We start from the raw sequence: 18,653 nt of genomic DNA on the forward strand, positions 1-18,653 counted from the left end.
GCCGACCTGCCCGTCGGTGCTGTTAAAGGCCGATTCCAGGTGCAATCAAACCCATGGCTTCAAAGGTGGCGATGGACTGCCGTGCGCCGTCGGCCTGCGCCACCAGCAGGCGGCGGCGGGTGTCCAGTTCGCTGCGCTGAGCGTCGATCACATCCAGAAACCCCGAGAGACCGTTGTCGTACAGCACGCGTGCCTGGGTCACGGCGGCACTGGCGGCAGTGAGGCCCTGATCAAGGGCCAGGGCGCGCCGACGAGCACCACTGGCGCCCACCAATGCCGCCTCGGTCTGTTGCAGAGCCTGCAGCAAGGTCTGGCGGTACACCTCCACCGACTCGCGCAGCACCGATTCGGCCACTTCCACGCCGGCGCGGCGCTGGCCGCCATCGAAAAGCGTGGCGTCCAGTACGGCGGCGATGCTGGCGGTGACGATGTTCAAAGCGCCACCGCTGAGCGCACTGGAGGTGAGCGTGATCGAACCCGGCAGGCGCAGGCGTGGATACAGGTCGGACTTTGCCACGCCCAGATCGGCCGCTGCAACGGTCAGGGCGTTTTCGGCGGCGCGCAGGTCCGGGCGCAGGCGCAACAGATCCAGTGGGCGTACCACGGCTTGGGCGCCAGACACCGATGGCAGGCGTGGTGCATCGCCACCATCCAGCGAACCCGGTCGCTCGCCCGCCAGCACCTGCAGGGCCGCGCCGGCCTGGTTCACACGAACCACCGCATCGGCGGATTCAGCGGTCAAGGACGCGGCTTCGGCTTCGGCGCGATTCAGGTCGAGTTGGGGTGACAGGCCCGCATCCACCCGCACCCGCACCAGGCGCAAAACCTCGGCCTGCAGGTCCAATGCATCGGTCAGCAGGCGTTCGTCATGCAGGGCCTCGCGCCACGCCACGTAGGCGCGCGCGGTGAGCGCGGCGGTGGACAGACGTGCCACCTGAACAAGGTCATCGCTGCGCAAGACGGTCGCAGCAGCCGAGCGTTCGGCCTGACGCAGGCCGCCCCAAAGGTCAGCGTCCCATTCCAGACCGATGGCTGCTGAGGGAGCCACAGCGCGGGTGTCGGCGTTGCGGCGGGTACGGCCTTGCAGCGTCAGTTCGCCGCCGATCTGAGGGTTGCGCTGACCGCTGGCGCCGCGCAAAAGGGCGCGCGCCTGCACCGCCCTTTCGCGGGCGATGGCGATGTCTGGGCTGTGTTCCAGGGCGCGTTCCACCCACTGGGCCATGACAGGATCGTCAAAGCGATGCCACCAGCGCAGGTCGACCTCCTGGGCATCGGGGGCGTCCAGCGCTGCGCCTTCGAAGCGGGTGACGGCTTCCAGGCCCAGGGTGGGCGCTTCGGGTGCGGGTGGAGCGCTGGCGCAGGCTGCCAATCCGGCGCACAGCGACAGGAAGACCAGGCGCGCATGCGCAGGCATGCGGGGGTTCATACGGGTTCGCTCTGTTCGTTGACGGCGGCTTGCTTCATCTCGCGGTCCAGTTGTTCGGCCTGGTTGGCGCGGGGCCTGGAGAAGCGGGCGATGCCCAGGTAGACCACGGGCGTGAGGAAAAGCGTGAACAGCGCCGCCAGCGACAGGCCGCCAAAGATCACCCAGCCGATGGACGCTCGCGATTCCGCCCCGGGGCCACTGCCCAGCACCAGCGGCAGTGCGCCCAGCACCGTGGACGCCATGGTCATCATGATCGGGCGAAGGCGCGTGGCGGCTGCCTCCTGCGCGGCTTCCAGGACGCTGCGCCCGGCGTCGCGCAACTGGTCGGCAAATTCCACCATCAGGATGCTGTTTTTCGCCATCACACCCACGAGCAGCAACAGGCCGATCTGGCTGTAAATGTTGAGGGAGGTGCCGCTGAGCGCCATGGCGAACACGGCGGCGGCAAGACCGAACGGCACGCTGATGAGCACCACCGCCGCGCTGGTCACGCTCTCGAACTGCGCCACCAGCACCAGGAACACCACCAGCAGCGCAATGGCGAAGGTGATGGCGACGTCGCGCCCCGTCTGTTCGAGTGTGGCGGCGTCGCCGCGAAACAGCAGGCCCATGCCATCGGGCAGTTCGGCTGCCGCGAGTTCGCGCAGATCGTTGACAGCTTGCTGCAGCGAGACGTCGTCGGTAGCGATGGCGCTCAGCTGCACCGCCCGGCGCTGACCCAGGCGCTCCAGCTCGGAAGGAATGGCGGTTTCTTCAAAGCGCACGAACTGCGACAGCGGCACCAGCCGGTCGCCGTCCGGCCCGCTCGCGCGCACGCTGTAGGCCAGCAGGTCTTGCGGGTCGGTGGCGCCGCGTGCGGTGGACTGCAGGATCACCGGCACATTGCGGTCGTCGACCGTGAGGTCGGTCACTTCCGTGCCGTCCACCAGCGCGCGCAGCACGGTGTCGAGTCCATCCACCGGAACGCCCAGCGCCGTGGCACGTTCGCGATCGATCTGCAACGTGAGCTGGGGTTGCGAGGCGCTGTAGTTGACGCGCACGTCGCGCAGGCCGGGCAGCCGGTCTTCAATGGCCGCAGCAAACGCGTAAGCGGCTTCGGCGATGCGGGTGTAGTCGTCGCCAGTCACTGCCATCTGGACGCTGCCGTCGCCGCCGCCCACCCCCAGGCTGTTGCCCCCGCGGATGCGCACACGTGCACCGGGCAGGTCGTCGAGCTGTGCCTGAACGCGGGCGGTCAGTTCGGCCTGCGAGACGTTTCGATCTGCCCAGTCTGTCAGCGGCGCGGTGATCTCGGCACGGTTGAAATCCCAGCGCCCGGTGATGGTGAAGATATTGGTCACCAGGCCTTCGTCTTTCAGCGGCGTCACGGCCGCCAGCGCGGTTTCCAGCTGGCGATCGCTGTAAGCCAGGCCCACGCCATCGGGTCCGTCAAGCCGGATCGAGAGCACCCCGCGGTCTTCGGTAGGGGTGAGTTCCTGGTTGAGCTGGGTGTACGTGAACACGGCCCCACCTGCGAGCAAGACACACAGTCCCAGCACCCACCAGCCGCGCCGCAGCGCATGCGACAGCCAGCGGCCATAGGTGTCAATGCCACGTTGGCCCCAGCCGGAGAGGCGGCGCCAGAGTGGCCCGGGCGGCGCGGCCTCTGGCAGGCGCGAGGCGATCATGGGACCCAGCGACAGCGCCACGAACGAGGAGATCGCCACCGCAATCGCCATCACAAAACCAAACTCGGCAAACAGCCGGCCCGCCGCCGAGGGCAGAAAGGAAATGGGAACGAACACCGACACCAGCGTGGCGGTGGTGGCCACGATGGCAAAGAACACCTCGCGCGTGCCCAGCACGGCGGCCGCGCGCGGCTGCCGGCCCTGGCCACGCCGACGCTGGATGTTCTCCAGCACCACGATGGCGTCGTCGACCACCAGTCCGGTGGCGAGCAGCATCGCCAGCAGGGTCAACAGGTTGATCGAATAGCCGAGCAGCCAGATGGCAGCCAGCGTACCAATGAGTGCCACAGGGATGGCCACCACAGGAACCAGCGTGGCCCGCCACTGGCCCAGAAAGGCACCCACCACGGCCACCACGATCAGCACCGCGAGCATGAGGCTGAACAGCACTTCCCGAATGGCTCCGCTGATGAAGACGGCGTCGTCCGACACCACCGTGATCTGCAGGTCGCCACCGCTGCGGTTGATGCGCTCCACCACTGCTCGCACGCCGTCGGAAATGGCCACGCTGTTCGATTGCGCCTGACGCACCACGCCCAGGCTGATGACCGACTCGCCGTTGAGGCGAACATAGGAGTTGGCATCGGCCGGGCCGTAGAACACGTCGGCCACGTCGGCCAGGGCCAGTCCGGCGCGCAGGCGCAGCGCCCGAAGCTGCTCCGGCGTGGTCACCGAGGCGTTGGCGCGCACCAGCACTTCCTGGTTGGGTGACTCCAGGCTTCCTGCCGGCACATCGACCCGTGCCGTGCGAAGCAGGTCGGCGATGTCGTCGACCGAAACATTGAAGGCAGCGAGGCGAATGGGGTCGATGCGCACCCGCATGACGCGCTGGCGCGTGCCGAACAGGGTGATGTCGGCCACGCCCTCCACCGAGATCAGTTCGGGTTCGATCTGCTCCTCGACCCGACGCGAGAGTTCGTCAACCGCCAGCGTTGAGCTGGTGACCGCGAGCTGCATCACCGGGTCGGCGTCGGCGTCGGCCTTGACCACGGTCAGGTTTACAACGCCGGTGGGCAGGTTGCGTTCCACACGTGCCACCGCGTCACGCACATCGTTGGCTGCCGTCACCAGGTCGACACCCGGATTGAACTCGATGATCACCCTCAGGTTGCCTTCCTCGCTGACGGAGCGCACCAGGAACACGCCGGGCACACGGGAGGCTGCGGCTTCGAGCAGACGGGTCACTTCCGCATCGAGGGTCTCGGGCGCTGCGCCGGGGTAATCGGCCCGCACGGCCACAATGGGGCGATCGATGTTGGGCAGCTCTCGCACCTCCACACCCATCCACGCGCTGATGCCTGCGATCACGATCAGCAGGTTGATCACGATCACCAGCCAGGGCCGGCGGATGGCCAGAGCGGGCAGGTCGCCTGCGCGGTCGTGGTTCATGCAGGCATGGCTTTCAAGAACCGTTGCCGATCACCCGCACGGGCCGGTTTGCGCGCAGGCGTTGCACACCTTCTATCACCACGGTTTCCCCCACCTTCAGTTCGCTGTCGATCAACACGCGCCCGGCGATGCGGCGCACCGGGCGCGCCATGACCTGTACCGAGTTGCCATCGCGAACCGCCCAGACGAAGGAGCCGTCGCGGCCCCATTGCAAAGCCAGTTCCGGCACGCTCACATGGGTCTGGCCAGACAGCTGCAACTGCACCTGAAACGACATGCCCGAGCGCAATACGTCGTCGCTGTTGGGCAGTGTGGCCCTCACCCGCACGTTGCGCGTGACCGGGTCGACACGGCTGTCCACCTCGGTGATTTCGCCCTCAAAGGTCCGGGCAGGGTAGGCCGGGTTGATGGCGCTCAGAGGCTGCCTGGCCGCCACGCGCGATAGGTAAGCCTCGGGCACTTCAAAGTCCAGTCGCAAGGCGCGACGGTCGTCGAGCGTGACCAAGGCCGTGTCGGTGGTGACCCGGTCGCCCACCTCCACATTGGCCAGCCCCATCACACCATCGAACGGCGCACGCACCACACGGTCCGCCACGGCCTCAAGCGCCTGCTCACGCTCGATCTGGGCCGCACGCAAGGTGGCGCGGGCCTCGTCCACCACGCTCTCGGGTACGGCGCCGGTGCCGCGCGTGCCCTCATAGCGCCGCGCCAGTGCCTGCGCAGCATCTACCCGTGCCGCCGCCAGATCGGCCGCCAGCTTTTGGCTGCGGTCTGTCAGGCGGAACAGCACGTGGCCCGCTTTCACATTCTGGCCGGTTCGAAAGTTCACCTGAGCCACTTCGCCAGCCACAGCCGGGTAGAGTGTGACCGATTGCCGTGCCACCCCGCTGCCGATGACATTGAGTGCGACGTTGTCGCTGCCTTCGGTGCTCATGGCCACAATCACCGGCGGCGCGCTGGGTGGGGTTCCAGGGGCCTGGGCCTGGGACGGCAGCGTCCATGCGAGGACAAGTCCCAATGCAGCGGCCAGTGTGATGGTGGAGGGAAGACGAAGCAAGTTGGTGCAGAAAAAAACAAGAGGCCGCTGTTGCGGCCCGGGAAGCCAGTCGGAGCGCACCCGGCTGGGCGCGCCACCTGGCAAGTGGCTCGAAGATGGACGCCTGTGCCGGGTCAGAGTTCCCGAGCCGATCCTGGGTGCGGTGGTTCAGGCCACTGGCACGGTGTAGTTCAGCGTCATGCGCCCGCCATCCACGGTGACGATTTCCCCGGTGACATAGCTGGCGGCGTCGCTGGCCAGCCAGGCCACCACATCGGCAATTTCACCGGGCTCCCCCAGCCGCCGCAGGGGCGTGCGGCTCAGAATCTTGTGCCTCGCTTCTTCGCTGGTGAGCACGGCCCTGGCGGCCAGCTCGGTGGCGATGGTGCCCGGCGCCACCGCGTTGACACGGATGCCCTTGTCGGCCAGCGCGAGCGCCATCACGCGCGTGAGCTGGTTGATGCCGCCCTTGCTCACGTTGTAGCTGGCGATATTGGGAATGGCGAGCACGCCATTGACCGAACTCATGTTGACAATGCTGCCACCCCCCTGGGCGGCCATGACGCGGGCCACCGCCTGACCCATGAGGAACGAGCCTTTGAGGTTGACACGCAGCACATCGTCAAAGTCATCTTCCGTCACTTCCAGAAAATCGGCTGCCTTGAAGATGCCGGCGTTGTTGACCAGCACATCGATGCGGCCATGGCGTTGCAGCGTGGCGGCCACCAGGTCGTCCACGTCGATCTTGTCGCCGACGTCGCAACGCCGATAGGTGGCACCCAGTTCAATGCCCAGTGCGTGTCCCGGTGCATTGGCCACATCGGCGATGACCACTCTCGCGCCCTCCCGGGCAAAGCGCCGGGCGCAGGCCTCGCCAATGCCTTGCGCACCGCCTGTGACGATCACGACGCGGTCCTGATGACCGAAATGCACCGAATGGGCGGTGCGTGAAGGAGATGTTGGTGAAGTCGCGGGGGTGTTCATTCGCCGATGGTACCGGCTCTCTGTGCATGCAAAGTGGCACCGCGATTTGGCACGGCGCCAAGGGGACTGCTTCCGTTTGCGTCTGGCTGTTTTGCACCAACCCCTCTGCCTTCGCGCAGCCAAAGCGGCAGAAGCGCAGGGTTTTACAGCAGATTCACCACCGAATCGTGGCCGGCCTGGCGGGCCAGGTCCGCTGCGGTGAGACCCTTCTGATCTGTGCGGGCGGTGTCGGCGCCGGCGTCGAGCAACAGCCGCACCAGCGCCAGGTCACCACGCGCGGCCGCTGTCATGAGCGCTGTGCGACCGTTCACATCCGCCGTGTTGAGATCGTCGCCCCGGCCGATGGCCTCGCGTGCACTTGCCAGGTCACCCACCTGCGCGGCGCGCAGCAGCGCTGGCAAGGAAAGCGATTCAGGCGCCCTCTGCAGCGCAGGTCTGGATGCTTCGCCAGATGCTGCTGGAACGGGTGCCTGAATGGCCACAGGCGGTGCCGCGGCACGAGAGTGTGCAGCGGCAGATTCTGGAGGCGACAAGTCGGCGCCGGGCTCGGAAGCGCGGCGATCCGGTTGCGGCGCAGGGGCTTCCTTCGGCGGTGGCGCGGCAGAACTGGCTTGGGGGGGCAATTCGCATGCAGACTCTGGCTTCAGCCGAGTGGCTGGGGCTGGGCGCCTTTGTGGCGATTCGGCTCTGGACTCGGCCGCTGGCGCCTGCAGAACTGGAGGTGCTTCGACAGTTGCTGGCTCGGTGGCGATGTCTGCGGGTGCTGGCGCAGGCGATGGTGCGGATGATCGGGAGGCACTGGGCGTCGAAGCCGAGGGGGGCGAGCCAAAAGCGACCTCGCGTTCTTCTGGTGTTCCTTGGTCAAACTGCATCACGAGCAGACCCACCAGACCGAGTGCCGCCAGGGTGCCCAGGGCGCGCAGGGTCCAGGTCCGGTCGTTGGCTGCGGAAGTCGGTGGCGGCTTGAATGGGGCGTCGGAGGTGGCCTTTGTCGCTTGCGCACGGGCTTGGGCCAGCACGGCTTCGCGCAAGCCCGTTGCGGGGCGCCCATCGTCCAGCGCATTGGCTTCCCGGTAGCGTTGCAGCAAGGGGTCCGATGCGGCGTCGGTGGTGTTCGGATCGTCCTGGGATGGGGTCATGCAAAACTCTCCAGCGCAGCGCGCAATTGGGCGCGTGCGTATCGCAACCGGCTGCGGGCGGTTTCCAGAGGCACGTCCGTGGCCTGCGCAATGTCCGCCACGCTCATGCCCGCTTCGGCCTGCAGCAGAAAAGCCTCGCGCTGGGCGGCGGGCAGGGCGGCCAATGCATCCAGCAGGGCCTGCGCCTGTTCGCTCGAGCCCAGACGCCGTTCCGGGCCAAAGCCCGACTCGGCCGCCAGCGTGTCGGCCAAGGCTGCGCCGTCTTCGGAATCTGCATCCAGCGAATCGTGCAGCTTGTGTGTGCGCCAGTGGTCCACCAAGCGGTGGTGCGCCAGGGTGAAAAGCCAGGTGCGAAAACGGGCGCGGGGCTGGTAGCTCGGCGCGTGCCGGAGCAGGTTGAACCACACATCCTGCACCAGATCGTCGGTCACAGCCCGATTCTGCACACTGCGCTGCACGAAGCGCCACACGGGCATCGCATGGCGGTCGTACAGCATCTCGAACGCCTGGGCGTCACCCGCTACAAAGGCGAGCATCAGGCTCTCATCAGCGGGCTCGCCTGTGGCGGGGATCATCCTCCACATTATGCTGACACGCAGTGTTTCCTCGCTCTTGGCACTGCGGTTTCAATATGGGTCAGGAGCGTAGCCAGGTGTCAAACCGCCAGGAAAGGGGTTGGGCCGTGGAGGCAGTCCGCGCGAAGGAATGATGCCCATGGCCACCAGGTTTTCATGGCTGTCGTAGCGGATGCGCACCAGTTCATCCGGGCGTTGGCTGCGGCGGTCGAACGTGGTGTGCGAGATCCAGTCGCGTTCCCTCGCGCCATGCCCGGTGCCCAGGCTGGGCGCAGGGCTGGCGGGTGCCATGCGCCGCTCCATCGCCATGGATTCCGCCGGTGCAGGCGACTCAAGAAGGTCGGCGTTTTGCGGCACGTGGGGGTTGGTCAGAAGCGGTTCGTGGGGCGCTTCATAGCGGCCGCGCTCTTGTGACCGGTTGTGAGGGACGGGCGCCGAGTCGGGCATGAATAGCGCCGGCGGGGGCACCACTTTTTCGCGAAACACTGCCACGCCGATCACGCCCACATGCGCGGGGCGCCCCGTGCGTTCTGCGTACGATGCAGAAGGCGCTGTGAAGTGAAAGGCCGCCACCTCGCTGTTGCTCTTGCGCCATCCGGAGACGCTGTATTGCTGCCAAGGCGAAAGCACGTAGCCGGTCTGGTGGGGTGCAGCCGTTTCGCCCGACACGACGTTCACACCGTCGACCGATACCACCCCAAGCAAACGCGCGGAACTGGCGTTGCGCACAGAGACGGCGTAGCGCGCGCCAGGGCGGCCGGCCACCCAGTGCTCGCCGTGGTGGCGGTAGACCGGCATGGTCTCGCCGCTGTCGCGGTCGATCACCTGCACGTCGATCAGCCGGCCGACAGCGTGCGCCTGTGGGACGGTCAGCATGGCGAGTGCGGCGAGCATGGCCAGGGCAGGCTGTGAGAGGCAAGTGCGTCTAAAGACCATGAAAGGCTCCAAGTGGTTGGGTAGGAGCTGTGTGAAACGAACGAGACCACTCGATGGGGTTGATGGTGCATTCAAAAATGTGTAACGGTTTGCTTTGTCGCTGCACCCGGAGTCAGCAGGTGTCGCACGCCGCTATCGCGCTGGCCACCCGCAGCCGGGTCTGTTCGGTGAGGTAGTCCAGAAACACCTGGGTGCGTCGGGGCATGAACTTGCGGCTGGGCAACGCGGCGTACATGGTCAGCCGGTCGGTGATCCAGGGTGAAACCACCCGCACGAGGTCGCCGTTGTTGAGCAGCGGTGCGGCCAGCTCGACCGAGGTGGCGGTGATGCCGGCACCGTCGAGCGCAGCGCGCATGAGCGTGTCGGTGTGGTTGGCCCACAGCACGGGCTGCACCTCCAGGTCGACGAAACGGTCTGGTTCCGTGGCATGCAGCAATCGCCAGTGGCGGGTGCGGCCGGCCACGGGCTTCAGGCGCAGGCAGTCGTGGTGTCGCAGGTCTTCGGGTGTGTGTGGCGTGCCCTTGCGCTGCAGGTACTCGGGCGATGCCAGCAGAATGGCCTCTGTGGCAATCACCTTGCGCGCGATCACATTGGCATCGAACGAGTCCTTGGCGCCAATGAGCGTGATGTCGTAATCCTCGATCGGGGGCTCGCGGTGGGCCTCCACGTCGATGTCGAGCAGGATCTTCGGGTAGGCCTGGCGGAAGCCGCTGACCAGCGGCGCCAGCACATGCGTAGCCAGCACCGGCGGCGCAAGCAGCCTCAACACCCCCGCGAGCTCCTTGGTCTGGGAGCTCACCAGTCCGTGGGCCTCGTCCAGGTCCTGCAGGATGCCGCGCACACGCTCCAGGTAGGTCTCACCGGCTTCGGTGAGCGACATGCGCCGCGTGGTGCGCTGCAGAAGACGGGTGCCCAGGTGCTCTTCCAGGTCGGCCACCAGGCGCGTGACCACGGCTGGCGAGATGTCCATGGCGCGCCCGGCGGCTGCGAACCCGCCTTCGTCGATCACTTTCTGAAAAACACGCATTGATGTAAGTCGATCCATAGAGCTCCTTTATGACCTGTGGCGGCATTTTCAAGTGGTCTATTGTTTCGTATTCAGCAATACCATGATGGTTTTGGTGCTGTTTTTTATCGTTGATAGAAACTTTAAAGTCCATCCATCGACGAAAACCACTTCAGTAACGGCGTCGAAGTCGAGTCCACCCACCTCTGGTTGGCCGGCACATTCAACACACTGCAAGGAAACTTCTCATGAAAAACGCACGCATCTCTGTCTTCGCCCTGGCCATGTCTTCTCTGGTCGCCGGCCAGGCTCTGGCCGCCGATCCCGCTGCTGCCATGACGCGTGAGCAGGTTCGCGCCGAATACATCGACGCACAGCGCAACGGTGACCTCATCGTGAATGGCGAACTTGGTCTGACCGCGAGGCAACTGAACCCTGGCCTGTATCCGGCCCAGGCGACCGCACGAGGCAACAGCCGCGCCCAGGTTCAGGCCGAACTGCGCGAAGCGGTGCGCAGCGGCACCGTGGTGGTGGTGGCCGAAAGCGGCCAGACCCTCGGCGATCTGGATCCGCAGCGCTACGCCAGCGCCAACGCTGTGGCCGGCAAGAGCCGGGCTGAAGTGAAGGCCGAACTGGCCGAAGCCCAGCGCAATGGTGATGTGGTGGCCAATGGTGAAATCGGCCTGACGGCCAAGCAGATCAACCCTGACCTGTACCCCACCGAGGTGACCGCACAAGGCAAGACCCGTACAGAAGTGCGCGCCGAAGTGGCCGAAGCACGCCGCAATGGCAGCCTGAACGTCAACGGCAACGAGTACCCCGTTTCGGTCAACTGATCAGAATCTGACGAACGCGCTCCAAGCCCGGCGGCCTGCAAAGGCTCCCGGGCTTTTTGCCGCCTGGGTCTGGTACAACCCGCTCATCACAGAGGGCCACCATGACCACATTCACGCAAGTTGTTCTGTTCACCGATACCAATGGCCGTGCCCGCTTTCGCGAAGAGACCATCGAGCTGAGTGAAGGCTCACCTGCTGCGCGCCTGTCACCACCGATGCCCGCAGGCGGCCTGCAACTGCGCCAAAGCCCGGTGGGATTCCGCAGCGAATTTCATTGCACAGGCACACCCCAGTGGCTGTTCGTGCTGCAAGGCCAGATGGAGATTGGTCTGCAGGACGGCAGCACACGCGTCTTCGGACCAGGCCAGCACTTTTATTCAGCCGATACCCTGCCCGAAGGGGCGGTGTTCGACCCCAATGTGCATGGCCACTGGAGCCGGCAGGTGGGTGACGAGCCGCTCGTCACGGTGTTTGTGAGGTAGGTCCAGCCCCGCTTCCGGAGCGACGTGTCTGATCCAGAGATGCAGTGGAACCGCCCTTCGACAGGCTCAGGGCTGGCCACCGGCATCGCTAGGGTATTTCCCACCCTGCAGTTTCCGGAGCGCGGGCCTTCGTCCAGGGATGCCGAAGATCCGGCTCCGCCGGTCCAAGGCATCGCCCCCCTGGGGGGGTGACGCGAAGCGGCGCGGGGGGGTTACCTGATCCTGCCGAAGTTCGTCCGCAATGGGTCGGCCGGGCCGCCCTGGCTGCGCGGGCCGGAGCCGCCACGGCCACCACCCCCACCGCCGCCGCCTTTGCCGCTGCGGTTGCCCGAGCGCATGGCATCGATACTGGTGCGCAGCGGGTCGGGCTGCCCACCCGGCGCGGCTGAGCGCGGGCGGGGCTCGCGGATGCGCAGACTGCCCAAGTGGGCGTTCGGGCCTGGCTGTCGCTCGGCGCCGGGTTCGCGTTCCTCACGTGGGCCACGGTCTTCGCGCGGTGGGCGGTCCATGCGGTCGCCCCGATCGGCTTGCTGGCGGGGTGGACGCTGACCGGACCCGCCGTTGCGGTTGCCGGCGCTGCGCGGCTGGCCATTGCCACCGCCATTGCCATTGGCTCGCTGGCCACCGCCGCTCCGGCGGCCTTCACCCCGTGGGCCATCGATCTGGGCACCATCGCCTGCGGGGCGCTGGCGTTGGCCACCCCCGCCATTGCCACCACCGCGGCCTTGAGGTTCGCCGGCTTTCTTCTCGCGCACGCGTTGAAGCATTTCGGTGCGGGCTGCCTTGGCGGCGGCGGCCATCACGTCGCGGCTCGGCGGCTTGCCAGCACCGCCCCAGATGGTCTGGCGACCCATGGCGATGGGTTCCGCCCTTTCGCCAGGCTCGGGCATGAACTCGGGGAAGATCTGCACCGGAATCTGTTGCTTGGTGAAGCGTTCGATGTCCATCATGAAACCTTCTTCATCCAGGCTCACGAGGTTCACGGCTGCCCCGTCGTTGCCCGCGCGGCCGGTGCGGCCGATGCGATGCACATAGTCTTCGCTGACGTTGGGGATTTCGTAGTTCACCACGTGCGGCAGTTCATCGATGTCGATGCCGCGCGCTGCAATGTCGGTGGCCACAAGGGCGCGGATGTCGCCGCTCTTGAAACCGGCCAGCGCCTGGGTGCGTGCACCCTGGCTCTTGTTGCCGTGCAGGGCCATGGCCTGGATGCCGTTCTTGGTCAGAAATTCGGCCACGTTGTTGGCGCCGAACTTGGTGCGGGTGAACACCAGCACCTGACTCCAGTTGTGCTGGTTGATGATGTGGGCCAGCAGGGCTTTCTTCTTGCCACGACCCACAGGGTGGATCACCTGGGTGATGCGCTGCACCGTGGTGTTGCGCGGGGTCACCTGGATGTGCTGCGGATCCTTGAGCAGGGCGCTGGCCAGGTCGCGGATCTCGTCGCTGAAAGTGGCAGAGAAAAGCAGGCTCTGCTTTTCCTTCGGCACCAGAGCCAGGATCTTCTTGACGTCGTGGATGAAGCCCATGTCGAGCATGCGGTCCGCTTCATCGAGCACCAGGATCTCCACCCCGGACAGGTCCAGGAAACCCTGCTGCTGCAGGTCGAGCAGGCGGCCGGGGGTGGCCACCAGCACGTCCACACCGCGCTTCATGGCGTTGATCTGCGGGTTCATGCCCACACCGCCAAACACCACGGCAGAGGTGAGCGTCAGGTGTTTGCCGTAGGTGCGCACCGATTCTTCCACCTGGGCGGCGAGTTCGCGGGTGGGGGTGAGCACCAGGGCACGGATCGCCACGCCACCAAAGCGGTTCTTGGCGCGTTCGCCTTCGCTCAGTCGGTGCAGCAGGGGCAGGGTAAAGGCAGCTGTCTTGCCGGTGCCGGTCTGGGCACCGCCGAGGAGGTCGCGCCCGGCCAGCACGGCGGGAATCGCCTCGGCCTGGATAGGGGTGGGGGTTTCGTAACCGTGCTCGCGCACAGCTTGCACGATGGCCGGGGCCAGTTTCAGATCGTCAAAGGTCATTGTTTTTTGAGGCGCCCTTCCAGGGCGCTGGGGGCATCGGCCACTCCGGTGACCGCCTCTTTGTTGGAGACGGCTCCCGGTCAGTCTGGGGCAGATGGATTCAGGAAATTGGTGCCGACACGTGACATGTGCACACCCCAGCAAAAGGCTGGTGCCGGGCCAACTGAAGTGCCCAACAGGCCGTATTGTCGCACGAGTGTGGGTTTTGCCTCTTCCAAGGTTCCGTGACGGAGGCGAAGAGTGCTCTAAGGGGATAATCAAAGGTCGTGCAGCCCTCCTGGCTGCAGCTATCTCAGGCGAAACTCTCATGGCTCAATACGTCTTGATGAAACGGAGCCACCTCTGCTGACGCAGAGGCATTCGTTCCCTTTGGTCACTCAACAGTTTTAGCAAAATGGCTCAATACGTTTTTTCAATGAACCGGGTCGGCAAGATCGTGCCGCCCAAGCGCCAGATCCTCAAGGACATCTCGCTGTCCTTTTTCCCCGGCGCCAAGATTGGTGTGCTTGGTACCAACGGCTCGGGCAAGTCCACGTTGCTCAAGATCATGGCCGGCATTGACAAGGAGATCGAAGGCGAAGCCATCCCGATGCCGGGCATCCGCATTGGCTATCTGCCGCAGGAACCACAACTGGACCCGGAACAGACCGTGCGGGAGGCTGTCGAAGCGAGCATGGGAGCCGTGCGCGCGGCCCAGCAACGGCTGGACGAGGTCTACGCAGCCTATGCCGAAGAAGATGCCGACTTCGATGCGCTGGCCGCCGAACAGGCGCAGCTTGAAGCCATCATCTCCACAGCCGGTACCGACAGCGAGCACCAGCTGGAAATTGCCGCTGACGCCCTGCGCCTCCCACCCTGGGAGGCCAGGATCGGCCTGCTGTCGGGCGGTGAAAAGCGTCGGGTGGCCCTGTGCTGCATGTTGCTCTCCAAACCCGACATGCTGCTGCTGGACGAACCCACCAACCACCTGGACGCCGAGTCGGTGGAATGGCTGGAGCAGTTTCTCAAGCGCTTCCCGGGTACCGTGGTGGCGATCACCCACGATCGCTACTTCCTCGACAACGCGGCCGAGTGGATTCTCGAACTTGACCGCGGCCACGGCATTCCCTACAAGGGCAACTACACCACCTGGCTGGAGCAGAAGGAAGCCCGCCTGGAGCAGGAGCAGCGCACCGAGGATGCGCGCACCAAGGCCATGAAGAAGGAGCTGGAATGGGTGCGCCAGAACCCGAAAGGCCGTCAGGCGAAGAGCAAGGCGCGCCTGGCACGCTTTGAAGAGCTCAGTGATGTCGACTACCAGAAGCGCAACGAAACCAACGAAATCTTCATTCCTGTGGCGGAGCGCCTAGGCAATGAAGTGATCGAGTTCAAGAACGTCAGCAAGAGCTTTGGTGACCGCTTGCTGATCGACAACCTGAGCTTTCAGATCCCCGCCGGTGCCATTGTGGGCATCATTGGCCCGAACGGCGCGGGCAAGTCCACGCTGTTCAAGCTGATCAGCGGCAAAGAGCAGCCTGACAGCGGTGAAGTCAAAATCGGCCAGACCGTGAAGATGGCCGTGGTGGACCAGAGCCGCGACGACCTGGCGAACGAAAAGACCGTGTGGGAGGACATCTCCGGCGGTCTTGACATGATCACCGTCGGCAAATTCCAGATGCCCAGCCGCGCGTACTGTGGCCGCTTCAACTTCTCGGGCGGCGACCAGCAAAAGCGCGTGGGCAGCCTCTCTGGCGGTGAGCGCGGGCGTCTGCACCTGGCCAAGACGCTGGCAGAAGGCGGCAACGTGTTGCTGCTTGATGAACCCTCGAACGACCTGGACGTGGAAACCCTACGTGCGCTTGAAGACGCATTGCTGGAGTTCGCCGGTTGCGCCCTGGTCATCAGCCACGATCGCTGGTTCCTCGACCGCATTGCCACCCACATTCTGGCCGCCGAGGGTGACAGCCAGTGGGTGTTCTTCAACGGCAACTACCAGGAGTACGAGGCCGACAAGAAGAAGCGCCTGGGCGAAGAAGGTGCCAAGCCCAAACGCTTCCGCTACAAAGCCTTGAAGTAGGCCCGCCCCTGCCGCGCTTCGCGCGTCCCCATCAAGGGGGCGATACCTTGGACCGGCGAAGCCGGATCCCCGGTATCTCTGGAATGGGGCACTTCGCGCCGGAAAGTTGGGTGTTTCCCACAGCGCTCTGTTCTGCCAATACTTACGTTTCGCCTCTTCCCATGACCGAAGAACAAGTCCTTGCCGATACCCGCCACTGGCTGGAAAAAGCCGTCATTGGCCTGAACCTGTGCCCGTTCGCGCGCTCGGTGTATGTGAAGAACCAGGTGCGCATCGTGGTGAGTCAGGCGCGGCACCTGGACGCGTTTCTTGATGATCTGGACCGGGAACTCGATCTGCTGGTGAACACACCGGCCGATCAGATCGACACCACGTTGCTGGTTCACCCGACCCTCTTTCCGCACTTCGAGGTCTTCAATGATTTCCAGAATGTGGTCGATGACGTGGTTGCCGAGCATGAGCTGGAAGGTGTCATTCAGGTGGCGCATTTCCATCCGGCATTTCGGTTCGAGGGAACCGAAGCGGATGACGTCACCAACTTCACCAACCGCTCGCCCTATCCGGTGCTGCACCTCTTGCGCGAGGACAGCGTGGAACGTGCGGTGGCGTCGGAAGGCGGCGACGCCGAAGGCATCGTGGCGCGAAACCTCGACACACTGCGCAATCTGGGGACAAGCGGCTGGCGCAACTTGTTACAAAAGCCTTGATTTGAACGGTCTTTCTGCCCTTGGACCAAGGCTTCGCTGGGTGCCTTGTTGGACATAATGGGGACATAAAACACCCCTCGTTGGAGCAGAAAGCAGACCCGCCACATGGATGCCAGCCAAACACAGGCGTTTGACGCCTGCCTGAGAGAAGCCCTTGTGCAGACCCGCGAGTGGACTCCTCGCTGGCTGGACAAGCTGAGGGACACCCTCTACAACCGCGAAGGCACCGTTGCAGGCCTCCAGGAGAAGCAGGCGCTGGTCGACGCAAGAACCACCCTGGAGAGCTACCGGGATCGCATCAGCTCGCGTTTTCTGGAGTTCTTCGCGGAGTCGGTTTATGGATCGCTGGGAGGCGAAGGCGGCTCGACGCGCAAACTGAATACGATGAGTTTTGATGAACTTGAACTCATGGGTGATGAGCAGGTTCAGGAAACGGTCGAGCTGGCACGGGTGCAGCAGGTCGTGAAGATGGCGGCCGATGAAGAACTGGTGGCGCTCGATACGCGCATGAGCAGCGTGCTGGGGCACTCGCGGGTGCGCCCTGAGGCCAACCCCCTGCGCACCGAGATCGTCATCGCCGCGCTGATGCGCGCCATCAATGGCTTGCATGTGGATCCGGTGGTGCGCGCACGCTGGCTTCAGATGGGTGCAGTTGGGCTGGGCAGTGAACTGCAGCAGATGTACGCCCATCTCAGCCGCCTGCTGGACGACATGGGGGTACGCCCCGCAGGCTACAAGGTCGTACAGGTACCCGATGTGCGCAGCCCGGCTGCGGCGCCTTTGCACGCTGAGACAGTCACCGCCGACTCCGTCCTGGGCTCCAATGCGCTGCTCACGCTGGACCATCTGCACCAGTTGCTGATCGGCAATCTTGATCAGTCGGGTGATCGGCCCAGCGATCAGGGCGTGTCCGGCTCGGGCAACGCCATGGTGCGCACGCTGGCCGCAGAGGTGGTTACCTTCATGCTCAAACGCATTCATGAAGACAAGCGCCTGATGCCGTCTGTGCGCCAGGTGCTGCTCGACATGAAACCGGCCTTGCTGCAGCTCGCCCGGAGCGAGCCCCGGTTCTTCGCCGACCGCCAGAACCCTGCACGGCGGTTGCTGGACACGGTCACGGCGCGCAGCCTGGCTTTTACCAGCGAACAGGATCCGGGCTACGAAACCTTCGCGCGGCAGGTGCGTGACATCCAGCGTGCGCTGGAGAAACCCGGCGCCGATCTGGCCAGCCGGTTCCCCAAACTGCTGGAGGAGTTGACTCAGTCTCAGGCGCTGGCCCCGGAACAGGCCCAGGCCAGGGGTTTGGCCGTCAAGACCCTGGTGCGGGTGGAACAGCGCAACATGCTGGCCGAGCGCGTGGCTGCCGAATTCAGGGCACGCAACGACTTCGATCGTGTGCCCGGAGTGGTTCGCCGCTTCCTGACGGGTCCTTGGGCACAGGTGGTGGCCCAGGCGCGCATGGATATGCCTGATTCCCCTTCTGCAGACCTGTCTCCCGCCAGTTCTGCGGCGCTGCGTTACACCGATATCCTTCCCGACCTGCTTTGGTCGAGCCAGCTCGCCCAGGCCAGTCGAAACCGGCCTCGCCTGATCAAAGTGATTCCCGGTTTGCTCAGAACCCTGCGCGAAGGTCTCGATTCGATCGACTACCCGCGCGACAAGACCGAAGCATTTTTTCAGACGCTGATGGGTCTGCACGAGGCGGCCTACAAGACCCTGCGGCCGGAAATCGACCCGGATGCGCCTGTGAGCCTGCAGGTCGAAGAGGATCTGGAGCCTTGGATCCATCCTGTGGAGGCGAAAGAGTCCGGCTTCATGGAGGACGCGTTTCTGGAGAGCACCACCCAGCCCTCGTTCCAGGACACCCAACCCATGCAGCACGACTGGGCCGACATCAAGGCCGAAATGGCGGAAAAAAACCAGGCCATATCGGTGGGCACCTGGGTGGACGTCTGGCACGAGGGGCAGCCGATGCGGGCGCAGCTCACCTGGGCCAGCCCGCACAACACCATGTTCCTGTTTACAGCAGGCAGCGGGCGCTCACTGTCTATGACGCGGCGTGGCCTGGACAACCTGCTCGCCAACAACCGCCTGCGCGTGGTGGCCAACCACGGTCTGATTGATGACGCGCTGGACGAGATTGCGCGGCAGGCCTGGATCAACAGCAGTCGGGGTGCGTAGCACCCCGGTATTCGGTACTTCCCCCTGCGCCGCTGACGCGGCTTCCCCCCTCTCTTGCGCGCCATTGGCGCTGGGAGGGGGAACGCACCCTGTGGCCCGGCAAAGCCGGTTCCACGGGTGCCCTGGAAAGGGCACTTCGCGCCGGAAAG

General features: G+C 65.0%; 14 protein-coding genes. 5 read left to right on the forward strand and 9 right to left on the reverse strand.

Going from position 1 to position 18,653, the window contains the following annotated elements; all coding sequences use genetic code 11:
• Positions 1–22 precede the first annotated feature (22 nt).
• From Q7V46_RS02860 to Q7V46_RS02895, 8 genes are all read right to left on the reverse strand, one after another.
• Entirely contained in the window at positions 23–1,426 is a 1,404-nt protein-coding gene (locus Q7V46_RS02860; RefSeq protein WP_304911978.1) for an efflux transporter outer membrane subunit, read from the reverse strand.
• The gene (locus Q7V46_RS02865) at positions 1,423–4,542 is read right to left on the reverse strand and encodes an efflux RND transporter permease subunit (protein ID WP_304911979.1); all 3,120 of its coding nucleotides are present in this window, start codon (positions 4,540–4,542) and stop codon (positions 1,423–1,425) included. The genes Q7V46_RS02860 and Q7V46_RS02865 overlap by 4 nt, the downstream gene beginning before the upstream one ends.
• Before the next feature lie 13 nt (positions 4,543–4,555).
• A complete protein-coding gene (locus Q7V46_RS02870; protein ID WP_304911980.1) occupies positions 4,556–5,599 on the reverse strand; it encodes an efflux RND transporter periplasmic adaptor subunit in 1,044 nt (347 codons plus the stop codon).
• A gap of 147 nt (positions 5,600–5,746) precedes the next feature.
• Complete coding sequence (locus Q7V46_RS02875) at positions 5,747–6,562, reverse strand: SDR family NAD(P)-dependent oxidoreductase (protein WP_304911981.1); 816 nt, start codon at positions 6,560–6,562, stop codon at positions 5,747–5,749.
• A gap of 143 nt (positions 6,563–6,705) precedes the next feature.
• Positions 6,706–7,701, reverse strand: coding sequence for an ankyrin repeat domain-containing protein (locus Q7V46_RS02880; protein WP_304911982.1), 996 nt, complete (start codon positions 7,699–7,701; stop codon positions 6,706–6,708).
• Positions 7,698–8,237, reverse strand: coding sequence for a sigma-70 family RNA polymerase sigma factor (locus Q7V46_RS02885; protein ID WP_304911983.1), 540 nt, complete (start codon positions 8,235–8,237; stop codon positions 7,698–7,700). Before Q7V46_RS02885 ends, Q7V46_RS02880 begins: the two co-directional genes overlap by 4 nt.
• A 90-nt stretch (positions 8,238–8,327) precedes the next feature.
• Positions 8,328–9,170: a hypothetical protein gene (locus Q7V46_RS02890; RefSeq protein WP_304911984.1), complete on the reverse strand. Its 843-nt coding sequence runs from the start codon at positions 9,168–9,170 to the stop codon at positions 8,328–8,330.
• A gap of 154 nt (positions 9,171–9,324) precedes the next feature.
• On the reverse strand, positions 9,325–10,257 hold the full coding sequence (locus Q7V46_RS02895) for a LysR family transcriptional regulator (RefSeq protein WP_304911985.1): 933 nt from the start codon (positions 10,255–10,257) through the stop codon (positions 9,325–9,327).
• A 209-nt stretch (positions 10,258–10,466) separates the two neighbouring features.
• Here Q7V46_RS02895 and Q7V46_RS02900 point away from each other — a divergent pair, with 209 nt between their 5' ends.
• Positions 10,467–11,054: a DUF4148 domain-containing protein gene (locus Q7V46_RS02900; protein WP_304911986.1), complete on the forward strand. Its 588-nt coding sequence runs from the start codon at positions 10,467–10,469 to the stop codon at positions 11,052–11,054.
• Positions 11,055–11,155: 101 nt separating this feature from the next.
• A complete protein-coding gene (locus Q7V46_RS02905; RefSeq protein ID WP_304911987.1) occupies positions 11,156–11,536 on the forward strand; it encodes a hypothetical protein in 381 nt (126 codons plus the stop codon).
• A 212-nt stretch (positions 11,537–11,748) separates the two neighbouring features.
• Here Q7V46_RS02905 and Q7V46_RS02910 read toward each other — a convergent pair whose 3' ends face one another.
• Entirely contained in the window at positions 11,749–13,560 is a 1,812-nt protein-coding gene (locus Q7V46_RS02910) for a DEAD/DEAH box helicase (RefSeq protein WP_304911988.1), read from the reverse strand.
• A 394-nt stretch (positions 13,561–13,954) separates the two neighbouring features.
• Between Q7V46_RS02910 and ettA the strand changes: the two genes are divergently transcribed.
• From ettA to Q7V46_RS02925, 3 genes are all read left to right on the forward strand, one after another.
• The gene (gene ettA, locus Q7V46_RS02915; protein ID WP_304911989.1) at positions 13,955–15,616 is read left to right on the forward strand and encodes an energy-dependent translational throttle protein EttA; all 1,662 of its coding nucleotides are present in this window, start codon (positions 13,955–13,957) and stop codon (positions 15,614–15,616) included.
• A 161-nt stretch (positions 15,617–15,777) separates the two neighbouring features.
• Positions 15,778–16,323 carry a DUF1415 domain-containing protein gene (locus Q7V46_RS02920; protein WP_304911990.1) on the forward strand — a complete coding sequence of 182 codons (546 nt, stop codon included), beginning with the start codon at positions 15,778–15,780 and terminating at the stop codon, positions 16,321–16,323.
• A 105-nt stretch (positions 16,324–16,428) separates the two neighbouring features.
• Positions 16,429–18,504 (forward strand): DUF1631 family protein, encoded by a 2,076-nt coding sequence (locus tag Q7V46_RS02925; protein WP_304911991.1) that lies wholly within the window; start codon positions 16,429–16,431, stop codon positions 18,502–18,504.
• Positions 18,505–18,653 lie beyond the last annotated feature (149 nt).

It is taken from the genome of Hydrogenophaga sp. (genome assembly GCF_030651625.1).
GTDB lineage: Bacteria > Pseudomonadota > Gammaproteobacteria > Burkholderiales > Burkholderiaceae_C > Hydrogenophaga.